Below are 19,810 nucleotides of genomic sequence, written 5' to 3' on the forward strand. Positions count from 1 at the left end.
CTACTTTGCTCCCATCAACAAGTCAGGCAATCCGGTCGCAATGCCGGGGAAAAGACATAACAGCACCACCGCCAGGAACATCAACGCCAGGAACGGTATGGTGCCCTTGATCACGTCACCCAGCGCAATGTCGGGTGCGATGTTCTTGATCACGAACAGGTTCAATCCTACCGGCGGATGGATCAGGCCCATCTCCATCACCACCGTCATGACGATGCCGAACCAGATCAGGTCGAAACCGGCGGCCTTGAGCGGCGGCAGGATGATCGGCGCGGTCATCAGGATGATCGACACCGGCGGCAGGAAGAAGCCCAGCACGATCACCATGAACAGGATCACGGCCAGCAGCAGCCACTTCGACAGATGCAGGTCGACCACCCACTGCGCCGCCGACTGGCTGATGTGCAGGTAGCTCATCACATAGGAATACAGCAGCGACATGCCGATGATCAGCAGCAGCATGCCGGATTCCTTGATGGTGGCCGAGAGAAACGGCGCGATCTCGCGTGGCTTGTAGATGCGATACACCACCGCAATCAGCAACAGCGCCAGCAAGGCCCCCAGCCCGGCCGTCTCGGAGGGCGTGGCCAGGCCGCCGTACAGCGCCACCATCACACCGATGAGCAACACCACGAAGGGCAACACGCGCGGCAGCATCTCGACCTTTTGCGCGAGCGTGAACTGCTCGTCGTCGAGGTAGGCCGACTTGACGCCGCCGGCACTGTAGATGGCGTGCGCCAGCTTGTACTCCTTGTGGGCGCGGTACATCGCATAACCCGCAAACAGCAGCACCAGCAACAGGCCGGGCCCGATACCGGCCAGGAACAGCCGGCCCAGCGACTGCTCGGCCGCCACCGCGTACAGGATCATGGTGATCGACGGCGGCAGCAGGATGCCCAGCGTGCCACCGGCGGCGATGATGCCGGCCGCGAAACCGGGCGAATAGCCACGCCGGCGCATCTCGGGAATACCGGCCGAACCGATCGCCGAGCAGGTCGCCGGCGACGAGCCCGCCATCGCCGCAAACAGCGCGCAGGCGAACACGTTGGCGATGCCCAACCCACCCGGCACCCGGTTGAGCCACACATGGATCGCCGAATACAGGTCGCGCCCGGCCGGCGAGCGCCCGATGGCGGCGCCCTTGAGGATGAACAAGGGAATCGACAGCAAGGTGATCGAGGCAATCTCTTCGTAGACGTTCTGGGTGACGGTGTCGAGCGACGAGGCCGGCATGAAGAAGTACATGAAGCCGGTCGCCACCACCCCCAGCGCGAAGGCAATCGGCATGCCCGAGCACATCACCACGATGGTGATGATGCCGTACAGAGAACCCAGGACGAGCGGACTCATGGGGCCTCCTGGCGGACCGGCGCAGGAACGGTGCCGGTGAGGCGCACCAGCACTTGCACCAGCAATTGCAGCGTCAGTACGCTCATGCCCAGCGCCATCATCGAATACGGAATCCACAACGGTGGCGCGAAGGTCGACGAGGTGGTCTGGCCGTCGACCCATGCTTCGTGAAACAGCGTCCACGACTTCCAGGCAAAGAAGGCGCAGAACACGAACGACAGCACGTCGCACAGGAACAGCCGGACCCGGTTGACCGCCGCCGGCAAGATCCCGGCCAGCGCCTCGATGCCGATGTGACCGCGCAGCGACTGCACGTAGCCGGCGCACAGAAAGATCACGCCCACCAGCATGAACACCGAAGCCTCATCCTGCCAGTCGGTGGGCTGGTGAAAGAAATAACGCACTACCACCGAATAGGTCAGGATGGCCGAGGTCACCACCAGCGCGATCATCGCCAGCAGCACGGCGGCACGATGGAACACCCCCAATGCCGCCGCCAGCCACGCCACCGGCGCGCTGGCCGGCACCGTGGCCGGGGCGGCGCTGGCGCCGGGCATCTCGAAGCCGTGACTCATAGTGTCTTCTCCGCCAGCTTGAGCAGGTTGGCGCAACTGGCGTTGCGGGCGGCGAAGTCTTTCCAGGCGGTATTGCGGGCGATGTCCTGCCACTTCTTGACCACTTCCGCATTCAGGTCGACCACCTTGGCGCCGGCCTTCTGGTAGACCTGGGCCACGGCCACGTCGTCGGCCTGGGCGGCCTTCATGGCGAACTGTTCCATCTCGGCGCCGACGGCCATGATGGCGGCCTGCTGGTCCTTGGGCAGGCGCTCGAACACCGCCTTGGAAATCATCAGCGGCTCGAACATGTACCAGTAGGCCTTGTCGCGTCCGGTGGTCAGGGCCTTGGCCACTTCTTCCAGGCGGAACGACATGAACGAAGTCGACGAGGTCATCGCCGCATCCATCGCGCCGGTCTGCATGGCGGCATAGATTTCATTGGACGGCAGGGTCACCACGGCGGCGCCGACTTCCTTGAGGATCAGGTCCATCTCGCGCGAGCCGCCGCGCACCTTCATGCCCTTGGCATCGGCCGGGTCGACGATCGGCTTGCCGCGCGAGGCGACGCCACCGGCCTGCCAGATCCAGCTGACGATGACGATGCCCTTCTCGCCCAGGATGCGCGCCAACTCACGGCCCACTTCGGCGTTCTTCCACGACGCCCCTTGCTGGTAGGACGTGACCAGTCCGGGCATGAGGCCGATATTGGTCTCGGGGACTTCGCCGCCGGCGTAGTTCAGCGGCACCAGCGACATGTCCAGCGCGCCCTTGCGCAGCGCCGAGAACTGGGCGTTGGTCTTCATCAGCGACGAACCCGGATAGATCTCGAACTTGAGCGCGCCATTGGTGCGCTCGCTGACCTGCTTGGCAAAGGTGCGCACCAGGCGATCACGAAAATCGCCTTCGGTGATGGTGCCGCCGGGGAACTGGTGTGAAATCTTCAGACTGCTGCTCTGGGCCTGTGCCAATGGCCATTGGGCCGCCAGCGAGGTGGCCGCCAGCGTGCCCAGGAAATGTCGGCGCGTGATGCTGTTCATCTTGGTGTCTCCTCCAATTGGGAATGTTGATGCCCCGTCGTGTGTTTTTATGGACGCATCGTGTATACAATTTCTTCCCAAAAGAATACATTGTCAAGCAGAACTCGGCATCTAACGAGATGCCCCCGCAAGATATTGAAGGAAGTGCAAGATGGAAAACGCCAAGACCCGCTCGGAAAGCCTGCGTGAGTCGATCGAGGAATTGATCGCCGTGGGCAAGCTGGCGCCTGGCCAGCACCTCGACGAGACCTCGCTGGCCGAGCAGTTCGGCGTCTCGCGCACGCCGATTCGCGAGGCGCTGATCCAGCTGGCGTCGATGGGAATCGTCGAGTTGCGCCCGCGACGCGGCGCCATCGTGGCCGAGGTCGGGCCGGACAAGCTGATCGAGATGTTCGAGGTAATGGCCGAATTCGAGGCGATGTGCGGACGGCTGGCGGCGCGCCGCATGACCGCCGACGAGCACGCGGCCCTGCGCGCGGCGCACCTGGCGTGCCAGGCGGCCCGCGATGGCGCCGATCCGGATGCCTATTTCTATCTCAACGAGGCGTTCCACGACCGCATCTATGCGGGCAGTCACAACAGTTTCCTGGCCGAGCAGGCGCGCGCCCTGCACCGTCGCCTGCGCCCGTACCGACGACTGCAGCTGCGGGTACGCGACCGGCTCCGGATGTCGTTCGACGAACATGCCGCAGCGGTCGACGCCATCATCGCCGGCGACGAAGAAAAGACCATGGAAGTGCTGCGCCACCACATCATGATCCAGGGCCAGCGCTTCGCCGACCTGGTGGCGTCACTGCACCAGCTCAAGACGGCGGCCTGACGCCCTCTGCGGGTGGCATCGAAGATTTTTCGTTCGACTTCAGGGGAATTATCGGACTTCTGTGATGCAACAATCGTCACGCGACATCGACAATACGGGCTTTTCAAGATCCTCCAAGGAACCCCATGAAGCCCTCGCAATCGTTGAGCCGTCGCGCCATCCGCCCCATCATGTTTTTCCTGTACGCCTGGCTGGCGAGCGGCCATGGCGGAGCCGCCGCCGGCAGCGTCCAGCTCAAGGTGGTGGGTTCGCTGGTGCCTCCGGCATGTTCCCTGGCGCTGCCGGCCGGTGACACCGTCGACTACGGCCGCATGCTCAATGCCGAGCTGTCACCCGACAGCCATACGGTGCTGCCCGAGCGTAACCTCAATTTTTCCATCACCTGCGATGCCCCCGCCAAGGTGGCGCTGATGCTGCAGGACGAAAACCCCGCCACCATCGTGCCCGATCTGATCAAGGTCGTGCGTGGCGAAGCCGACGCCAATTTCATGGCCAATGGCCTCGGTTCGGTCAATGGCGTCAACATCGGCATTTTCTATGTGCGGGTCGTCGCCGGCACGGGCCGCAACCAGCCGGGCTCGTTGCGCACGCTGCGCAGTGACGGCGTGCAAGGCTGGTCTGAAACCCCGGTCGATGCGCCGCTATATGCCAATGGCAGCAAGGCAGTCGGTTTTTCCGATGGCCAGGCCAGCGTGCCCACGGCGCTCAGCACGGTGACCGGCCGACTGGCGATCCAGCCGCTGATCAGACCGCGTGCAGATCTTCCTACTGCCGACGAAATCGTGCTGGCCGGTTCCACCACCCTGACCTTGTACTATCAATAAGGCATCGCGGGCGCGTCTTGCAACACGCGCATGCTGTCGAACTGGCGTGGCGACTGGTCGAGCGGATCGATGAACGAGAGCGAGCGCGCCAGCAACTTCAACGGCCGATCCAGGTCGTCCGCCACGCCCACCGGCACCGGCTGCGGATAGAACAGGTCGTGGACGATAGGTATCCCCAGCCCGGCCATGTGCACCCGCAACTGATGACGCCTTCCGGTGACCGGTTCCAGCCGATACAAACCGAATTCGCCACGCGCCTCGATGAGCGAGATGCGGGTTTCGGCGTTGGGTTCTCCGCTCACTTCGTGCATCCTGAAAAACTGTCCCGGGATTTCTTCCATGCGGCTGCGGTGCACCAGCGGCAACGTCAGCTCCGGCCGCAGCGGAGCGATCGCCTCGTACACCTTTCGCATGGTGCGCTGCTGGAACATCGACTGGTATTTGCCGCGCGTCTCGGGTCGATGCGAAAACACGATCACGCCGGCCGTTTCACGATCAAGACGATGAATCGGCACCAGATGCTCGAGTCCGGTGGTCTTCTTCAGCCTGACCAGCAAGGTCTCCTGCACGAAACGCCCGCCCGGGATCACCGGCAGGAAGTGCGGCTTGTCCACCACCAGCAGATGCTCGTCCAGATGCAAAATGCGCTCTTGCACCGGGATCACGGCTTCCGGCTGCGCCAACTCGCGATAGTAGAAGATGCAATCACCGACCCGATAGGGCGAGTCCGGCTGCAATGCCTCGCCGTGCTGGTTGCGTACCTCGCCCCGTTGCATGCGGCTGCGCCAGGCCTGCGGCGGCACGCCGGCATAACGCTCGCACAGGAAATCGAACATGCAACGCCAGTGCCCAGGTTGCAACCAGAAGTAGCTCGGCGCCAGGCCGTCGCGCACCGGCAAGGTGGGAATGGGCTTCATTTCGATGGCTGGATGTTGTTCACGGCCGATATGATGGGCTTTATTGGATGAAATACGCCACCGAAAAAAACGGCCAGACAAAAAAAATCGCGCCCGACTGCGGCGCGACCATGCTGCCAGCCCGACAATCAGGCCGTGGTATTGACGTTACGGCCGATATTGGGATTGGCCGGAAGCGTCGGCGGCAATGCCGACAGCAGTCCTTCCATCGTTGACGACTGGAGGTCTAGGGCTTTCTTGAGCATCGTGATATTGACCGCATCCGCGGTTTCAGCCGTGGCCAAGCTGGTCGACAACGACGCAATTTGCGAAACATCCATGAACACGCTCCTTTGCAGGGGGAAAACACCGCCTGCCAGAAGCGGCCGACGATATCCCTGTTACGGCATTGGAACCCGATTCTTTACATCTGCCAACAAAACAAATGAAATATCACAGGCCATTTGCATAGCGCATGAATATTTCCTCTTTGCAACATCCTGTAACGCATGCCCCGCCCGGCTTTGCTCCGGATCAGCTTGGGCGCTTCCCGAGCTCATCCTCAGGCCCGGGGCGAAAAAAAAATCGCACCCCATCGAGGTGCGATCAAGAAAAATTGCCAATGCAACAATCTTCAGGTGTCGTTCAACGGCTTAGGCGATCGTATTGATGATGCGTCCGATACTGCTGTTGGCCGGCAGCTGCAGCACCGACTTCACCGCACCTGCGACTTCATCCACCGCAGTGGACGCGACCTTGGTCAGGTCGAGCCCGACGGACTGCGCCGCCTTGTTGGCCAGCCAGGCGGTTGCTGCGCCGCCGGCAATTGTTGCGAGCTCCATGATGACTCCTTATACGAGTGGCAAAACATCCCGGCCGACATCTTTACACCGGGAATACACTTGTTGACGGCATGTGAAGGCGGCTCTTAACGGTTACGCGTTCACCCTTACCTGATCTTTCAAGTGTAAATTTGCTGCGTCGCACACTATTCTGATTTCAACGCTAAACTGCTGCCCCCTTTTCTGGAAACGGCCCATGCCCGACGCCTTCGCCGCCCTAGCCGCTCTCGACGCCATCGCCTCGGCCCCGCTCAGCACCGACCTGGGCCCACTCACCGCGCTGGCCGACAGCCTGCGACCGGCTGATCCGGCCGATGCCGACGCGGCGCTGGCCAGCCTGCGTGCGCTCGATCAGTTGCTGCGCGACCAGCCGCACTACGCGGCCGCGCTGCACCAGCATCTGCTGCACCAGCTTTCGGTGCGGCGACAGGTCGGCCTGTATGCCGATACCGGCATCCTGTCCAACGATGGTTTCCTGCACGAATTGCTCAAGCGACTGACCTACCGGCTGCTGCCGCCGGCACTGGACCCGCGCAAGCTCGAGGATTGCCTGGACCTGGTCTTTCACGACCCGCATGACACCCGCTGGCTGTGCGCGGTGTCGCTGGCCCAATGGCAGGCGCTGTGGCAGACCCTGCAGGGAGCTGCGCCTGCCGGCTCGCCCGCGCCTGGCGGCGTCGACCTGCTGCAAGCGATCCAGGTGCTGTCCTACCGCATCAGCGCCATCGGCATGGAGCCGGAACTGCTGCGCATCTACGATGACGTGCGGGCCTTCGAGTCGCCCTTCCTGATGCAGAACGTCGAATTGCACCAGTGGCTGCAGTCGCATCGGCAGGCCCTGCAAGACCGCGCAGCGCCGGCCGACGATGCCCGTCACCTGCTGGTGCTGCTCGACCAGTGCCAGCATGTCATCGATCGCATCCGCCGCCAGGCGCAGCGCATCGGCACCAGCATTTCGCTGACCTACCGCCTGCTGCGCCTGGAACAGAATCTGCAGCGGCTGCGCCAGTTGCTGGCCCTGGTCGAGCCGCCGGCGCCGGACGAGCGCGCGCCGCTGGCGCTGGCCCTGATGCACGAGCTGGCCGCAGCGCGCGCGCAGCAGTACAGCGTGCGCCAACTGCTGGCGGGCAACATCAACCTGCTGGCGCGCAACGTCACCGAAAACGCCAGTCGCACCGGCGAGCACTACATCGCCGAGACCCGCAGCGAATACGTCGCCATGTACCGCTCGGCAGCCGGCGCCGGCTTCATCATCGGCTTCATGGCGCTGATCAAGATCATGATGTCGTGGCTGCGCGCCGCGCCGCTGGTCGAGGCCTTCCTGTACAGCCTGAATTATTCGCTGGGTTTCATGCTGATCCACGTGCTGCACTTCACGGTCGCCACCAAGCAGCCGGCCATGACGGCCTCGCGCATCGCGGCCGACATCCATCGCATCGGCAACGGCCGTGACGTCGATCTCGACAGCCTGTGCGAACTGATCGCCCGGGTCTGGCGCACCCAGTTCATCGCAGTGCTGGGCAACCTGTCGCTGGCGTTTCCGGTGGCGTGGTTGCTGGCGAGCCTGTATCACTGGCTGTCGGGTCATCACTTCGTCGATGCCGCCAAGGCGGCCCACCTGCTGCACGATCTCGACCCGGTGAACAGCCTGGCGCTGTTTCATGCCGCCATCGCCGGCGTCTGCCTGTTCCTGGCGGGGTTGATCTCGGGTTATTACGACAACAAGGCGCTCTATACCAACATCGCGCAACGGGTGGTGCGCGCGCGCTGGCTGGTGTCGCTGCTGGGGTTGCCGCGGGCACAACGGCTGGGCAATTATGTCGAGACCGGCCTGGGCGGCCTGATGGGCAACTTCACCTTCGGCATCATGCTGGGCAGCATCGGCACCATCGGCTTCATGCTGGGCCTGCCGATCGACATCCGCCACATCACCTTCTCGGCGGCCAACCTGGCCATTGCCATGGATGCGCTGGACTGGGCGGTCGGCCCGCGCCTGTTCCTGCTGTCGGCCGCGGGCGTGCTGACGGTGGGACTGGTCAATCTGTGGGTCAGTTTTTCGCTGGCGCTGTGGGTGGCGCTGCGCTCGCGCCAGGTACGCTTTGCCCAGACCGGCAAGCTGCTGCGCGCCTTGCTGGCGCGACTGCTTACGCGCCCCGCGCAATTCTTCTGGCCACCGGCCGAAACGGCGTCAACGCCGCCGGCCGATGTGCCGAAATAACACCCGCTTCAACGCGTGACGGTATCGCGCTGCATCGGCGCCAGCAGGGCCAGCAAGCGGTTCTGGGTGCGCGATGCAATGCCGGACTGGTCCATGGCCAGTTGCAGGTCTTCCACCAGCGCATTGAAATGGGCGTTGGTGAGCTTGAGCCCCTGGTGCACTTCCTTCATCGGGTCGCCGGTATAGACGCAGCCGCCACCGCTCAACTGGCAGAACTGCTCCACCAGCTTTTCGTGCAGGCGCGGCAGGTTGGTGCCCTCGAAGGTGAAGCGGATACGCTCGTCGGCCAGCATGATGGCGACAAAATCGTCGACCACCTTCTGGATCACAGGCAAGCCGCCCAGGTCGTTGAACAGGGTTGGATCGGCCACCTTGGCCGGCGCTGGCATGGCTGCCGGCGCCGGCGCTGCAGACTGGGCCAGCGTCGCCAGTGGCAGGCAAGCCATCAGGAGGCAGAGGCTGAACTTGCGTGAAATCATGTCGGCGTCCTCAGAATCCGGCTTGCAGCGAAAGATAGACGCCGTTCTGCCGCTTGGGGTTATAGATGGTGATGTCGCCCAGCGACACATAGGCCAGCGTCAGCGACAGGTTCTTGCTGGGGAACCAGGCGATGAAGGCGTCGGCATAATCCTTCTCGCTGTCGGCCGCCAGGTTGCGCGGCTTCATGCGGTATTCGGCGCCGATGGCCAGCTGGCGATTAATCAGGTAGGCCGCCGAGAACTCCCCCATCGGTTGATAACGGTCACCACGGTCACCGCCAAAACCCAACAATCCCATCTGGTTGGCCTTGGTCAGCCGCAGCGTGCCGTTGAGCAGGATGCTCTGGTCCAGAAACAGCTTGGTGGCCGCCAGGTAGTAATCGATGCCGCTATCGCTGGCCGCACCCAGTTGCTTGACGCTGGTGACCGCCCCCAGCCCACCGATGCCGTTGTTGCGCTTGAACATGACGCCGGCGGCGATCTGCGGCAGCCACTGGTCCTGGTTGTAGACGGCATCGCCGGCCAGCTTGACCTTGACGCCGAAGATGTCCTGGCTGATCCGCAGGTTGTTGAGCGGCGCCAGGCTGCCATAGAACTCCTGCTTGGCCGCCGACAGCTCGACCCGATCCATGATGCCCACCGCCACCCCATACGACTTGAGGGTGTAGTCCTGGGTGCGCACGGTGGTGTAGTGCGCATTGGCGCCGTAGCTGTCGCGGGTGCCGTAGCCGGTGATCAGCGCCCAGGGCGCCAGGCCGCCGCCGCCCGCGCCTTCGACCTGGATCACGCCGCCGGTGGCGAACAACTTGCCCATGTCGGGCGCCCAGCGGTCGCGTTGTTCCGGCGCCACCGGGGCCGCCGCCGGATTGCGGGCGCCGGTGCCGGCCGCAGGCGCATCGGCGCCCGCGCCCTGGCTGGCGCCGCGCATCAATTGCTCGGCCTTTCTTTCCTGCGCCTCGGCCCAGGCCCGTTGCGCCTCGGGCGACAACTGCGCCACCGCCGGCAGCGCCGCGCCAGCCAGCAACAACCCCATCAACAGCCTACCGGCCAATGGTTTCGTTCGATTCATTTTCCCCCACCATCCCCATGACTCAATTCGGATCTTCAATTACCGCCTATACCGCCATATTTTCCGACTGGTCCAGCATCATCGGCGCCCGCCAGGTGTTCAACCACTCGAGGAAGCGGTCGACCGGCATCGGCTTGCCCATGAAATAACCCTGCCCCTGGTCGCATCCCATCTGGCGCAGCAAGAACCACACAGCCTCGCTCTCGACGCCTTCGGCCACCACCCGCAAACCCAGGTTGTGCCCGAGATCGACCGTGGAACGCACGATCTTGGCGTCGTCCTGATCCTGCTCCATCTTCATCACGAACGACTTGTCGATCTTGAGTTCGTCCACCGGCAGCCGCTTCAGATAGGCCAGCGACGAATAGCCGGTGCCGAAGTCATCGATGCCCAGCGCAAAGCCCATGGCAGATAAACGTTCCAGCGTATGCTGGGCGCGCGCCGGGTCGTCCATGATGGCGCTCTCGGTGATCTCCAGGCAGAACGAGCCTGGCGACAGGCCATACCGCCCCAGGATGCTGAGGAAGGTCGCCGGCAATTCGAGGTCCATCAAGTCGCGGGTCGACAGGTTGACCGAGAACTTGAGGTCGATGCCGCGCATCTTGAGTTCGCCGCACACCCGGGCCACCTTGTCCATCATCCACGTCGTCAGCTGGCGGATGAAACCGGTGGTCTCGGCGAACGGAATGAAATTGTCCGGCCCGATGAAGCCTTTCTCGGGATGGATCCAGCGCACCAGCGCCTCGGCCCCCACCACCTCGCCGGTAGCCAGGTCCAGCTTGGGCTGCAGGTAGAGCATGAATTCGTCGCGCTCCAGGGCGCGCCGCAGTTCGGACAGCAGCGACAGGCTTTCCTGGCTGGTCTGGTCGATCGAATGGTCGTACACCATCACGCCGGAACCCTTGCGCTTGGCGGTGTACATCGCCACCTCGGCGTGCGACAGCAGTTCGTCGCTGCTCTGGCCATGCAACGGAAAACCGGCAATGCCGATGCCCGCCCCGAGGTCAACCGTCTGCTCCTGCAGCGACAGCGGATGCTCCAGCGCACGCAGTATCTGGGTCGCCTGCTCCAGCGCTTCGTCGAGATCGGTATCGGGCAGCAGGATGGCGAACTCGTCGCCCCCCAGCCGCGCCACCCGATCCATCGGCCGCTGCAGTTGCCCTGACAGGCGTTGCGCCACCTGGCGCAGCAGGTCGTCGCCGAAGCTGTGACCGAGCACGTCGTTGACCTGCTGGAAGCGGTCCAGGTCCATCATCAGCACGTGACACGACCCGCGCTTGGTCTGCGGCGCGGCCGCGATGGCGTCGTTGAGCAGATTGGCGAACTGCACCCGGTTGGGCAGGTCGGTGAGCTGGTCCTGGTAGGCCAGCCGCAGGATCTTCACTTCGCGCGAGGCGATCTCGGAACGCATGGTTTCGAAGGCATCCGACAGGCGACCGATCTCGTCATGGCGGCGGATATGCGCCCCCTCGCTATAGTCACCGGCGCCGAGCCGCTTGGCCACGGCCGCCAGGTCGCGCAGCGGACTGGTGATGCGGCGCGCCATCACGGCACTGGCCAGCGCGGCGATGAGCACGCCCAGCACGCTGATGCTGAGCAGGATCACCTGCAATCGGTGATACGGCGCCACCGCCTCGCTCACCGAGCGCTGCAGCACCGCGACCGCGCGCTGGCCGCTGGAGGAGCGTGCCAGCGGCACCAGCTGGGTGCGATATTCGTTGTCGTCCAGGCGCAAGTCCGAAATGCGGGCGCTGTGCAACTCGGAGCGCCCCATCTGCGAGGTCAGCATGGCGCTCGCCTGCGGCATCAGGGTCGACACATCCGACACCCAGCCGGTGGCGCCGCGGTTGCTGACCATGATCGACACCTGCAGCGACGACAGCGCGCGCATGTCCGATATCAGTTGCTGGTCGACCGGAAAGCCCATCACTACCCAGGCAATCGTCACCGGCGCCTTGACCGGCACCGCCACGATCTGGAACAGGCTGTCGCCGACGATCACGTTATCGGCCGCGCCATTCTCGGAGGCCGGCTTGCCGATCAGCTCCAGACTGCTGCGCTGGAGATCGGTGTCGGGATATTCGAGGGTCGAAGCGCGGATGCGGCCATCGGTGCCGATCAGCATCGCCATCGAGGCGCCGATGCGGGCGCCGTGGTTGGACAGCACCGACGTGATGGTGTCGCGGTCATCGGTGCCGATCGCCTGGCGAAAGCCGAAATCGGCCGCCAGCAGGCGCCCGCCCTGGGTCAGCTTTTGCGCGTTCTGGTCGAGCAGGCGGGCAAAGACGCGTTCACCGATGGCCAGTTCGTCCACGATGGCATTGCGCGCATTGCTGTCGATGGCGGTGCGAATGGCCGTGAAGCCGGCCAGCTGCACCACCACGATCAGGATGATGAAGAGCGCAACGATCTTGTTTTCCAGACGATACAGACGCACCGACATCCCCCTGTTGTGCTTGATGGTTTAGCGATCCCAGCCGCCTACAGCGGCACGCCCTTGACACCCAGCTTGATCGACGCCCGGCCATCACCCTGCACCTGCAACGGCTGTGCGACGGCAGGCTCGTTCTGCGGCATGCGGAAGTACCAGGCCTTGAGCGCGTAGCTGCCGTTGGCAATGCCTTCCAGGCGCACCGTGCCGCTACGGTCGGTGACGCCGAAGAATGGCGTGTTGACCACTTGCACGAAGGCCACCATCTGGTCGTGGATGTTGCAGCCCAGCACCACCAGGCCCGGCTTGTCGAATACCACCGGGCTGCCGGGCGTGCCGGAATACAGTTTCAGTTCGAAGGTCTTGGCGGGAGAAAAGGAATAAACGTGGTGTCGCACCGAGTCGTTGTTGGGGAACACGATGGCCGTGCCCGTCTGCACCACCGACACCAACGGAAAGAACGTCTTGTCTTTCTGTTCGATCGACGCCTGGCGGGCCGGCTTGAAGTTGCCCCCGCCTTGCGGCTCGGCATACACCACCGCGTTGGGCAAGGGCTGGCCGGCAGCGTCCAGCACCTGCACCACCACTGCCGCCTGTAGCGGCAACGCCAGCATGGCCCCTGCCATCAGCACGCCTGCCCGCAATCGGGCGCTAGTTGTCTGCCACATGATCGAATGAGATTGATTGAAAATGGAGCCGGTCCCTCGCGCAATGTTGTACGCCCGGCAGTAAATTTTCAATCACTATACGGCAGCACCCCGGAAAAAACATAAGGACTTTTCTGAGTTGCCCTGCGGCATCAACACCCTCAAGCGATGCTCAGGCGGCGCGCGCCGAGGTCAGGTAACCCATCACCGCCGGCAGGATCTCAGGCCGGATACTGCCCGCCGACAGGCCGCCCGGGCCGGTCAGCACCACCGCATTGATCAGCGCCTTGAGCATGCGCTGGATGACGAACGTGGCGACGTCGAGGTCGGGCGGCGTGACCACCCCGCGGTGCTTCTGCAGCACGCCCCGGATCGCATCGAAGAAACGCTGCCGGACTTCGCCCGACACCGGCAGGTTATAGGCCGGAAATTCTTCTTCCAGGATGCGGTTCAGTTCGGGCTCCAGCAGGTGCGCCGCGACCAGCGCGTCGATCAAGGCCTCGAAGTCGTCACGCAACGAACCGGCGCCGTCGATATGCGCGGCCACGTCTTCGAACAGGGCCAGCATGCGCGAGACATGACGCTCGCGCAGCGCGAAGATCAGCGCGTCCTTGTTGGGAAAATACTGGTACAGCGAACCGACGCTGATGCCAGCCGACTCGGCGACCAGGTTGGTGTTGGTCTTGGCGTAGCCGCGTTCGACCAGTACCCGCGACATGGCGTCGAGAATGGTGTCGACCATGGCGCGGGAGCGTGCCTGGCGGGGTTCCTTGCGGGGTTGCAGTTTCATTGTTCAGTTCAGCTTACCGTGATGAATTCGATCGATCCGATGCGAATTCGCAACATGAGTTATTGTTCGCATTGAACAACATGAGTTATTGTTCGTATCCCCGAGTATAATACAAAAATGAGTTTTTACTCGTCAGAATTCTAAACGTAGTCGCGTAAAGATTTGCATGGGTTGGTCTGCATCACGACCACCCGCATGCGAGCGCCGCAGGCCACGCCAAGGCTGAACAGGGTAACAACCATCGGACAACACTAAAACGCGAAAGCAACAACAAGCTCGCATCGCCAAAGAAATTCAACGTGAAAAATTCCATGCACTGTATTACGTCGCCCGCCCGCAGGCTTCGGGCGATTGCCGCTGTCACCGCGCTGATCGGCCTGGTCGGCCTGTCGGGCTGCGCCAGTTTCGAGGGGATCGGCAGCGACCGCAAGATCGCCCAGCCAGGCGACTTCGCCACCCAGCGCAGCCTGGCCGATCCGGCCCAGGCCACGGCCGGCCAATGGCCCGGCAGCGACTGGGTACGCCAGTTCGGCGATGACCAACTGGTGGCCCTGATCGACGAAGCGCTGACCGCCAATCCCGGCCTGCAGCAGGCGCGGGCGCGCGTGGCGGCAGCCGGCGCCATCGCCGAATCGCGGGGCGCGCCGTTGTTGCCCAGCGTCACCGCCGATGCCTCGTTTACCCGCAACCAGTTCTCGTCCACCACCATCTACCCTGCCCCCTACGGCGGCAACTGGTACAACGACAAGAAGGCGATGCTCAACATCGGCTACGAGCTCGACCTGTGGAACAAGAACCATGCGGCCCTGGCGCAAGCCATTTCCAACGAAAAGGCCAGCCAGGCCAGCGAGCAGGAAGCGCGCCTGGTGCTGACGGCGGCCATCGTCTCGGCGTACAGCCAGCTGGCCACGCAGTACGCGCTGCATGACATCCTGCAACGCACGGTCGACCAGCGCGCCGCGCTGCAGAACATTACCGGCGAACGCGTTCGCACCGGCCTGGATACCCAGATCGAGCGCGACCAGTCGCGCAGCAGCAGCGCTGACGCCCGCGCCCAGCTGGAACAGAGCGAAGGCCAGATCCTGCTCACGCGCCAGCAACTGGGCGCCCTGAGCGGTCGCGGCCCGGATCGCGGCCTGCAACTGGCGCCGCCGCAAGCGACACGCCTGGTCACCCCGCCGCTGCCGGCCGAGTTGCCGCTGAACCTGCTGGGCCGTCGCCCCGATATCGTCGCCGCGCGCTGGCAGGTGGAAGCCGCCAGCCAGGGCATCGAGGTGGCGCGGGCGCGTTTTTATCCCGACATCAACCTGTCGGCGATGATCGGTTTCGACACGCTGCTCAACAACAATCCCTTCACGGCGGCCAGCAAGAGCATCGCCTTCGGCCCGGCGATTTCGCTGCCGATCTTCGAAGGCGGCGCGCTGCGGGCCGGGCTCAAGGGCGAGTACGCCAACTATGAGCTGGCCGTGGCGACCTATAACCGCACGCTCGACGACGCCTATACCGATGTCGCGCGCCAGATCGCCCAGATCCATTCGAGCGAGCGCCAGTTGCCGATCCGGCGCGAAGCCCTGGAGGCTGCAGAACGGGCCTTCAGGCTGGCCAGCGAACGCTATCGCCTGGGACTGGTGTCGCAACTGACGTTGCTCAGCGCCGAAACCGCGGTGCTGGCCCAGCGCCAGGCCATGGTGACGCTGGAGGCGGCGCGCCGCGACCAGCAGATCGCCCTGTTCAAGGCCTTGGGCGGCGGCTTCGAGGCAGGCCAGGCCGGTCTGGCCCTGAGTTCGCCGGCGCCGCGCAGCCCTTAACCCTTACTCGACAGAACACCGTGCGCGCCGCACCTTCGGGTGGGGCCAGCGCCATCGACTCTCACGCCAAACGATACGGAAAAAAACATGAGTGAAACCACCGCCCCCGGCACACCCGCAGCCAACCCGAAACCCAACGGCCGCCGCAAATTCCAGTTGCTGCTGCTGACCATCGTGCTGCTGGCCATTGCAGTGGCCTGTTTCCTGTACTGGTTCCTGCATTCCCGCTTCTTCGAAGAAACCGACGACGCCTACGTGGGCGGCAACGTGGTCCAGATCTCGGCCCAGGTCGGCGGCACCGTGACCGCCGTCAAGGCCGACGACACCCAGGTGGTGCAGGCCGGCCAGCAACTGGTGACGCTGGACGCCGCCGACAGCAAGGTCGCCCTGTCGCAGGCCGAGGCCGCGCTGGCCCAGGCGGTGCGCCAGACGCGCCAGCTGTTTCTCAACAACGATACGCTGGCGGCCAATGTGGCGGCGGCCGAATCGAACCTGAACCGCGCCCGCGATGACCTTCAGCGCCGCCAGGCCGGCCTGGCCTCGGGCGCCGTGTCGCAGGAAGACGTCTCGCACGCCCGTGACGCCCAGAAGAGCGCCAGCGCCGCGCTCGACCAGGCGCGTGCCGCCGCTGCCGCCAACCGCGCACTGACCGACCATACCAGCGTCACCGAGCACCCCAATGTGCTGCAGGCGGCCGCTGCCGTGCGCAACGCCTACCTGGCCTATGCGCGCGTGAACGTGGTCGCGCCGGTGGCCGGCTTCGTCTCGAAGCGCTCGGTGCAGGTCGGCCAGCGCATCGCCGCCGGTGCGCCGCTGATGGCCATCGTCCCGCTCGAACAGATCTGGATCGACGCCAACTTCAAGGAAGGCCAATTGAAGCACATCCGCATCGGCCAGCCGGTCGAAGTGATTGCCGATATCTACGGCGACGACGTCAAGTACAAGGGCACCGTGGTGGGCTTTTCGGCTGGCACCGGCGGCGCCTTCTCGCTGCTGCCGGCGCAGAACGCCACCGGCAACTGGATCAAGGTGGTGCAACGGGTGCCGGTGCGCATCGCGCTCGACCCTGAACAGGTGCGCGCCCATCCGCTGCGCGTCGGCTTGTCGACCACCGCCACGGTCGATATCCATGGCGACGGCCGGGCGCTCGAGAGCGTCGCCACCAACTACCAGACCAGCGTCTTCAACGACCTGGGCAAGCAGGCCGACGAGATCGTCGAACGCATCATCGGCGACAACGCCAGCGGCCTGGCGGCGCCCAGAAAGAGCCGGGCCGCCATGGTCGTGCCGCATACCTGATCCGCCCCGTCGACTGAACTCCTATGGCCAACAGCCCTACTCCATATAGCCCGCCGCCGCCCCTCAAGGGCGGTGCGCTGGTGCTCGGTACCTTGTCGGTATCGCTGGCGGTGTTCATGAACGTGCTCGATTCGTCGATCGCCAACGTGGCCATTCCCACCATCTCGGGCAACCTTGGCGTGTCGATCGATGAAGGCACCTGGGTGATCACCTCGTTTGCCGCCGCCAATGCCATCTCGATTCCCCTCACCGGCTGGCTGACCCAGCGCGTGGGCGCGGTGCGCCTGTTCGTCTCGTCGGTGCTGCTGTTCGTGATCGCATCCTGGCTCTGCGGCCTGGCGCCGACGCTGCCGATCCTGCTGGCCGCGCGGGTGCTGCAAGGCCTGGTGGCCGGGCCCATGGTGCCGCTGTCGCAGTCGTTGCTGCTGGGGGCCTACCCCAAATCCAAGGCTTCCTTCGCGCTGGCGCTATGGGGCATGACGGCGGTGGTCGCGCCGGTGGCCGGGCCGGCGCTGGGCGGCTGGATCACCGACAGTTATACCTGGCCCTGGATCTTCTACATCAATATCCCGGTCGGGCTGGTGGCGGCTGGCATCACGCTGGCCATCTATCGCTCGCGCGAGACGCCCAAGCGCGAGCTGCCGATCGACAAGATCGGGCTGGCCTTGCTGGTGACCTGGGTGGCGGCGTTCCAGATCATGCTCGACAAGGGCAAGGATCTCGACTGGTTCGCCTCGCCCACCATCATCACGCTGGGCGTGATTGCGGCGGTCGCATTCGCCTACTTCATCATCTGGGAGCTGAACAACGACCATCCGGTGGTCGACCTGCGCCTGTTCGGGCGACGCAACTTTGCCGGCGGCACGATTGCCATCTCGATCGGCTACGGCGTGTTCTTCGGCAACCTGGTGATCCTGCCGCAGTGGCTGCAGCAATACCTGGGGTATCGCTCGATCGATTCGGGCCTGTCGACGGCGCCCATCGGCATCTTCGCAGTGATCCTGATGCCGCTGATCGGACGCTTCCTGCCGCTGGTCGATGCGCGCAAGGTGGCCACGGTGTCGTTCGTGTGCTTCGCCGGCGTGTTCTGGTTGCGCTCGCGCTACAACCTGGAGGTCGACCAGTGGACCGTGATCCTGCCCACCTTGCTGCAGGGCATTCCGACGGCGATGTTCTTCGTGCCGCTGACGGTGCTGTTGCTGTCGGGCCTGCCGCCCGAACGGATTCCGGCGGCCGCAGGGCTGTCGTCGTTCGTGCGGGTGTTCTGTGGCGCCATCGGCACCTCGATCTCGACCACCGCCTGGAATAACCGCACCATCATGCACCATGCGCAGTTGACCGAGCACGCCACGCCCTACAGCCCCTGGCTGCAGCAAAGCCTGGACAACATCAGTTCGTTGCTGGGGCTCAACCCGGAACAGGCGGCCGGCATGATCGAACGCACCGTCACGTTCCAGGCGGCCATGCTGGGCATCAACGATATCTTCTTCGTGTCGGCCATCATCTTCCTGGCCATCATCCCGTTGATCTGGATCATCAAGCCCTCCAAGGGTGGCGCCGGCGCGGCCGAGGCATCGGCCGCACACTGACGCGCACCACGGCAAAAAGCGCCGGCCCTCGTGCGAGGGACCGGCGCTTTTTTTTATGCGCCTTGCCGGGCCGCTGGTCAGGCGGTCAGGATGCGGTGATGAAAGCGCAAGTGATCTTCCATAAACGTCGAGATGAAGTAATAGCCGTGATCGTAGCCTTCATGGCGACGCAACGTCAGCGGCTGGCCGGCGGCCTGGCAGGCGGCCTCGAACTCGTGCGGCAACAGTTGCTCGGCGAGGAATTTGTCGCCCAGGCCCTGATCCACCAGGATGCCCTGCGGAAATGGCGCCTGCAACGTGCGCATCAGTTCGCTGGCGTCGTACTGCGCCCAGGCCTGGCGGTCGGCGCCCAGATAGTTACCCAGCGCCTTGTGTCCCCACGGACATTTGGAGGGCGCGGCAATCGGTGCGAAGGCCGAGACCGAGCGATAGAGGTCACGATTGCGCAGCGCCAGCGTCAAGGCGCCATGGCCTCCCATCGAGTGACCGAAAATACCGATACGCTGCGGATCGGCAGCGAAGTCGCGCAGGATGGTCTGGCGCAGGCCATGCACCACATACGAATACATGCGGTAGTTTTTTTCCCACGGCGCCTCGGTCGCGTCGACGTAGAAGCCGGCGCCCACGCCGAAGTCCCAGCTGTCGCTCTCGCCGTCGATACCGGCGCCACGCGGGCTGGTGTCGGGCGCCACCAGGATCAGGCCCAGTTCGGCCGCGATACGCTGCGCACCGCCCTTGATCATGAAGGTTTCTTCTGTGCATGTCAGGCCCGCCAGGTAGAACAGCACCGGCAGCTTGGCGCCGGCCTTGGCCTGGGGGGGCGTGAACACCGAGAAACGCATCGGCAGGCCGATCTCGGCCGACTCGTGGCGATAAAAGCCCTGCACGCCGCCGAAGCAGGCATGTTCACTCAGGGTTTCGATCATGGGGCCGGCGTCAGCCGTAGTGTGCCCCGCTGCTGAGATGCTTGTATTCATTAGAGATTAGTCCGAGGTTGGAAAGTGACTGATGGCAATGAAGGCATTATCGCATTGCTGACCGACGGCCATTGATGGCCGCTCCTGCCATGTCCGATGGCAAACTGTCAATTCGCCTGCAATAGCACGCAGCAAGGTGTTGCAGCAGGCGCCGGGGCGGGTGACAAAGCACTGCGC

General features: G+C 64.1%; 18 protein-coding genes. 6 read left to right on the forward strand and 12 right to left on the reverse strand.

Annotated features, from left to right (window positions below; genetic code table 11):
- The 3 genes from LBW87_RS20980 to dctP are packed head-to-tail and all read right to left on the reverse strand — an operon-like array spanning position 1 to position 2,944.
- A complete protein-coding gene (locus LBW87_RS20980) occupies positions 1-1,350 on the reverse strand; it encodes a TRAP transporter large permease (protein WP_225203417.1) in 1,350 nt (449 codons plus the stop codon).
- A complete protein-coding gene (locus tag LBW87_RS20985; protein WP_225203418.1) occupies positions 1,347-1,925 on the reverse strand; it encodes a TRAP transporter small permease in 579 nt (192 codons plus the stop codon). Before LBW87_RS20985 ends, LBW87_RS20980 begins: the two co-directional genes overlap by 4 nt.
- Positions 1,922-2,944: a TRAP transporter substrate-binding protein DctP gene (gene dctP, locus LBW87_RS20990; protein WP_225203419.1), complete on the reverse strand. Its 1,023-nt coding sequence runs from the start codon at positions 2,942-2,944 to the stop codon at positions 1,922-1,924. Before dctP ends, LBW87_RS20985 begins: the two co-directional genes overlap by 4 nt.
- Positions 2,945-3,095: 151 nt before the next feature.
- On the opposite strand from dctP, the gene LBW87_RS20995 reads away from it, so the two are divergent.
- Positions 3,096-3,764: a GntR family transcriptional regulator gene (locus LBW87_RS20995; protein ID WP_225203420.1), complete on the forward strand. Its 669-nt coding sequence runs from the start codon at positions 3,096-3,098 to the stop codon at positions 3,762-3,764.
- 125 nt (positions 3,765-3,889) lie between these two features.
- Positions 3,890-4,588 carry a DUF1120 domain-containing protein gene (locus LBW87_RS21000; protein ID WP_225203421.1) on the forward strand — a complete coding sequence of 233 codons (699 nt, stop codon included), beginning with the start codon at positions 3,890-3,892 and terminating at the stop codon, positions 4,586-4,588.
- On the opposite strand, the gene LBW87_RS21005 is transcribed toward LBW87_RS21000, so the two are convergent.
- From LBW87_RS21005 to LBW87_RS21015, 3 genes are all read right to left on the reverse strand, one after another.
- Positions 4,582-5,505: a pseudouridine synthase gene (locus LBW87_RS21005; RefSeq protein ID WP_225203422.1), complete on the reverse strand. Its 924-nt coding sequence runs from the start codon at positions 5,503-5,505 to the stop codon at positions 4,582-4,584. The two genes, LBW87_RS21000 and LBW87_RS21005, sit on opposite strands and share 7 nt — an antisense overlap.
- Before the next feature lie 128 nt (positions 5,506-5,633).
- On the reverse strand, positions 5,634-5,825 hold the full coding sequence (locus LBW87_RS21010; protein ID WP_225203423.1) for a YjfB family protein: 192 nt from the start codon (positions 5,823-5,825) through the stop codon (positions 5,634-5,636).
- 312 nt (positions 5,826-6,137) lie between these two features.
- The gene (locus LBW87_RS21015) at positions 6,138-6,326 is read right to left on the reverse strand and encodes a hypothetical protein (RefSeq protein ID WP_225203424.1); all 189 of its coding nucleotides are present in this window, start codon (positions 6,324-6,326) and stop codon (positions 6,138-6,140) included.
- A gap of 196 nt (positions 6,327-6,522) precedes the next feature.
- On the opposite strand from LBW87_RS21015, the gene LBW87_RS21020 reads away from it, so the two are divergent.
- On the forward strand, positions 6,523-8,544 hold the full coding sequence (locus tag LBW87_RS21020; RefSeq protein WP_225203425.1) for a site-specific recombinase: 2,022 nt from the start codon (positions 6,523-6,525) through the stop codon (positions 8,542-8,544).
- Between the two features lie 8 nt (positions 8,545-8,552).
- Here the strand turns inward: LBW87_RS21020 and LBW87_RS21025 are convergent, their stop codons facing one another.
- The 5 genes from LBW87_RS21025 to LBW87_RS21045 form a co-directional block, all read right to left on the reverse strand.
- On the reverse strand, positions 8,553-9,023 hold the full coding sequence (locus LBW87_RS21025) for a group I truncated hemoglobin (RefSeq protein ID WP_225203426.1): 471 nt from the start codon (positions 9,021-9,023) through the stop codon (positions 8,553-8,555).
- Positions 9,024-9,033: 10 nt separating this feature from the next.
- A complete protein-coding gene (locus LBW87_RS21030) occupies positions 9,034-10,092 on the reverse strand; it encodes a DUF3034 family protein (RefSeq protein ID WP_225203427.1) in 1,059 nt (352 codons plus the stop codon).
- Positions 10,093-10,138: 46 nt separating this feature from the next.
- The gene (locus tag LBW87_RS21035) at positions 10,139-12,535 is read right to left on the reverse strand and encodes a putative bifunctional diguanylate cyclase/phosphodiesterase (RefSeq protein ID WP_225203428.1); all 2,397 of its coding nucleotides are present in this window, start codon (positions 12,533-12,535) and stop codon (positions 10,139-10,141) included.
- Between the two features lie 38 nt (positions 12,536-12,573).
- Positions 12,574-13,191, reverse strand: coding sequence for a methylamine utilization protein (locus LBW87_RS21040; protein WP_225203429.1), 618 nt, complete (start codon positions 13,189-13,191; stop codon positions 12,574-12,576).
- Positions 13,192-13,342: 151 nt separating this feature from the next.
- Complete coding sequence (locus LBW87_RS21045) at positions 13,343-13,960, reverse strand: TetR/AcrR family transcriptional regulator (RefSeq protein ID WP_225203430.1); 618 nt, start codon at positions 13,958-13,960, stop codon at positions 13,343-13,345.
- A gap of 311 nt (positions 13,961-14,271) precedes the next feature.
- Between LBW87_RS21045 and LBW87_RS21050 the strand changes: the two genes are divergently transcribed.
- From LBW87_RS21050 to LBW87_RS21060, 3 genes are all read left to right on the forward strand, one after another.
- Entirely contained in the window at positions 14,272-15,768 is a 1,497-nt protein-coding gene (locus tag LBW87_RS21050) for an efflux transporter outer membrane subunit (protein WP_225203488.1), read from the forward strand.
- A gap of 87 nt (positions 15,769-15,855) precedes the next feature.
- The gene (locus LBW87_RS21055) at positions 15,856-17,067 is read left to right on the forward strand and encodes an HlyD family efflux transporter periplasmic adaptor subunit (RefSeq protein ID WP_225203431.1); all 1,212 of its coding nucleotides are present in this window, start codon (positions 15,856-15,858) and stop codon (positions 17,065-17,067) included.
- Between the two features lie 23 nt (positions 17,068-17,090).
- Positions 17,091-18,656, forward strand: a complete 1,566-nt coding sequence (locus tag LBW87_RS21060) for a DHA2 family efflux MFS transporter permease subunit (RefSeq protein WP_225203432.1) — start codon at positions 17,091-17,093, stop codon at positions 18,654-18,656.
- A 77-nt stretch (positions 18,657-18,733) separates the two neighbouring features.
- Here LBW87_RS21060 and fghA read toward each other — a convergent pair whose 3' ends face one another.
- The gene (fghA, locus tag LBW87_RS21065; RefSeq protein ID WP_225203433.1) at positions 18,734-19,582 is read right to left on the reverse strand and encodes an S-formylglutathione hydrolase; all 849 of its coding nucleotides are present in this window, start codon (positions 19,580-19,582) and stop codon (positions 18,734-18,736) included.
- Between the last annotated feature and the right edge of the window lie 228 nt (positions 19,583-19,810).

The sequence above is a fragment of the Herbaspirillum sp. alder98 genome, from assembly GCF_020179755.1.
GTDB lineage: Bacteria > Pseudomonadota > Gammaproteobacteria > Burkholderiales > Burkholderiaceae_D > Herbaspirillum.

Coding starts and splice junctions, on each gene's coding strand:
- LBW87_RS20980 (WP_225203417.1), bottom strand. CDS start 1,350: ATGAGTCCGCTCGTCCTGGGTTCTCTGTACGGCATCATCACCATCGTG.
- LBW87_RS20985 (WP_225203418.1), bottom strand. CDS start 1,925: ATGAGTCACGGCTTCGAGATGCCCGGCGCCAGCGCCGCCCCGGCCACG.
- dctP (WP_225203419.1), bottom strand. CDS start 2,944: ATGAACAGCATCACGCGCCGACATTTCCTGGGCACGCTGGCGGCCACC.
- LBW87_RS20995 (WP_225203420.1), top strand. CDS start 3,096: ATGGAAAACGCCAAGACCCGCTCGGAAAGCCTGCGTGAGTCGATCGAG.
- LBW87_RS21000 (WP_225203421.1), top strand. CDS start 3,890: ATGAAGCCCTCGCAATCGTTGAGCCGTCGCGCCATCCGCCCCATCATG.
- LBW87_RS21005 (WP_225203422.1), bottom strand. CDS start 5,505: ATGAAGCCCATTCCCACCTTGCCGGTGCGCGACGGCCTGGCGCCGAGC.
- LBW87_RS21010 (WP_225203423.1), bottom strand. CDS start 5,825: ATGGATGTTTCGCAAATTGCGTCGTTGTCGACCAGCTTGGCCACGGCT.
- LBW87_RS21015 (WP_225203424.1), bottom strand. CDS start 6,326: ATGGAGCTCGCAACAATTGCCGGCGGCGCAGCAACCGCCTGGCTGGCC.
- LBW87_RS21020 (WP_225203425.1), top strand. CDS start 6,523: ATGCCCGACGCCTTCGCCGCCCTAGCCGCTCTCGACGCCATCGCCTCG.
- LBW87_RS21025 (WP_225203426.1), bottom strand. CDS start 9,023: ATGATTTCACGCAAGTTCAGCCTCTGCCTCCTGATGGCTTGCCTGCCA.
- LBW87_RS21030 (WP_225203427.1), bottom strand. CDS start 10,092: ATGAATCGAACGAAACCATTGGCCGGTAGGCTGTTGATGGGGTTGTTG.
- LBW87_RS21035 (WP_225203428.1), bottom strand. CDS start 12,535: ATGTCGGTGCGTCTGTATCGTCTGGAAAACAAGATCGTTGCGCTCTTC.
- LBW87_RS21040 (WP_225203429.1), bottom strand. CDS start 13,191: ATGTGGCAGACAACTAGCGCCCGATTGCGGGCAGGCGTGCTGATGGCA.
- LBW87_RS21045 (WP_225203430.1), bottom strand. CDS start 13,960: ATGAAACTGCAACCCCGCAAGGAACCCCGCCAGGCACGCTCCCGCGCC.
- LBW87_RS21050 (WP_225203488.1), top strand. CDS start 14,272: ATGCACTGTATTACGTCGCCCGCCCGCAGGCTTCGGGCGATTGCCGCT.
- LBW87_RS21055 (WP_225203431.1), top strand. CDS start 15,856: ATGAGTGAAACCACCGCCCCCGGCACACCCGCAGCCAACCCGAAACCC.
- LBW87_RS21060 (WP_225203432.1), top strand. CDS start 17,091: ATGGCCAACAGCCCTACTCCATATAGCCCGCCGCCGCCCCTCAAGGGC.
- fghA (WP_225203433.1), bottom strand. CDS start 19,582: ATGATCGAAACCCTGAGTGAACATGCCTGCTTCGGCGGCGTGCAGGGC.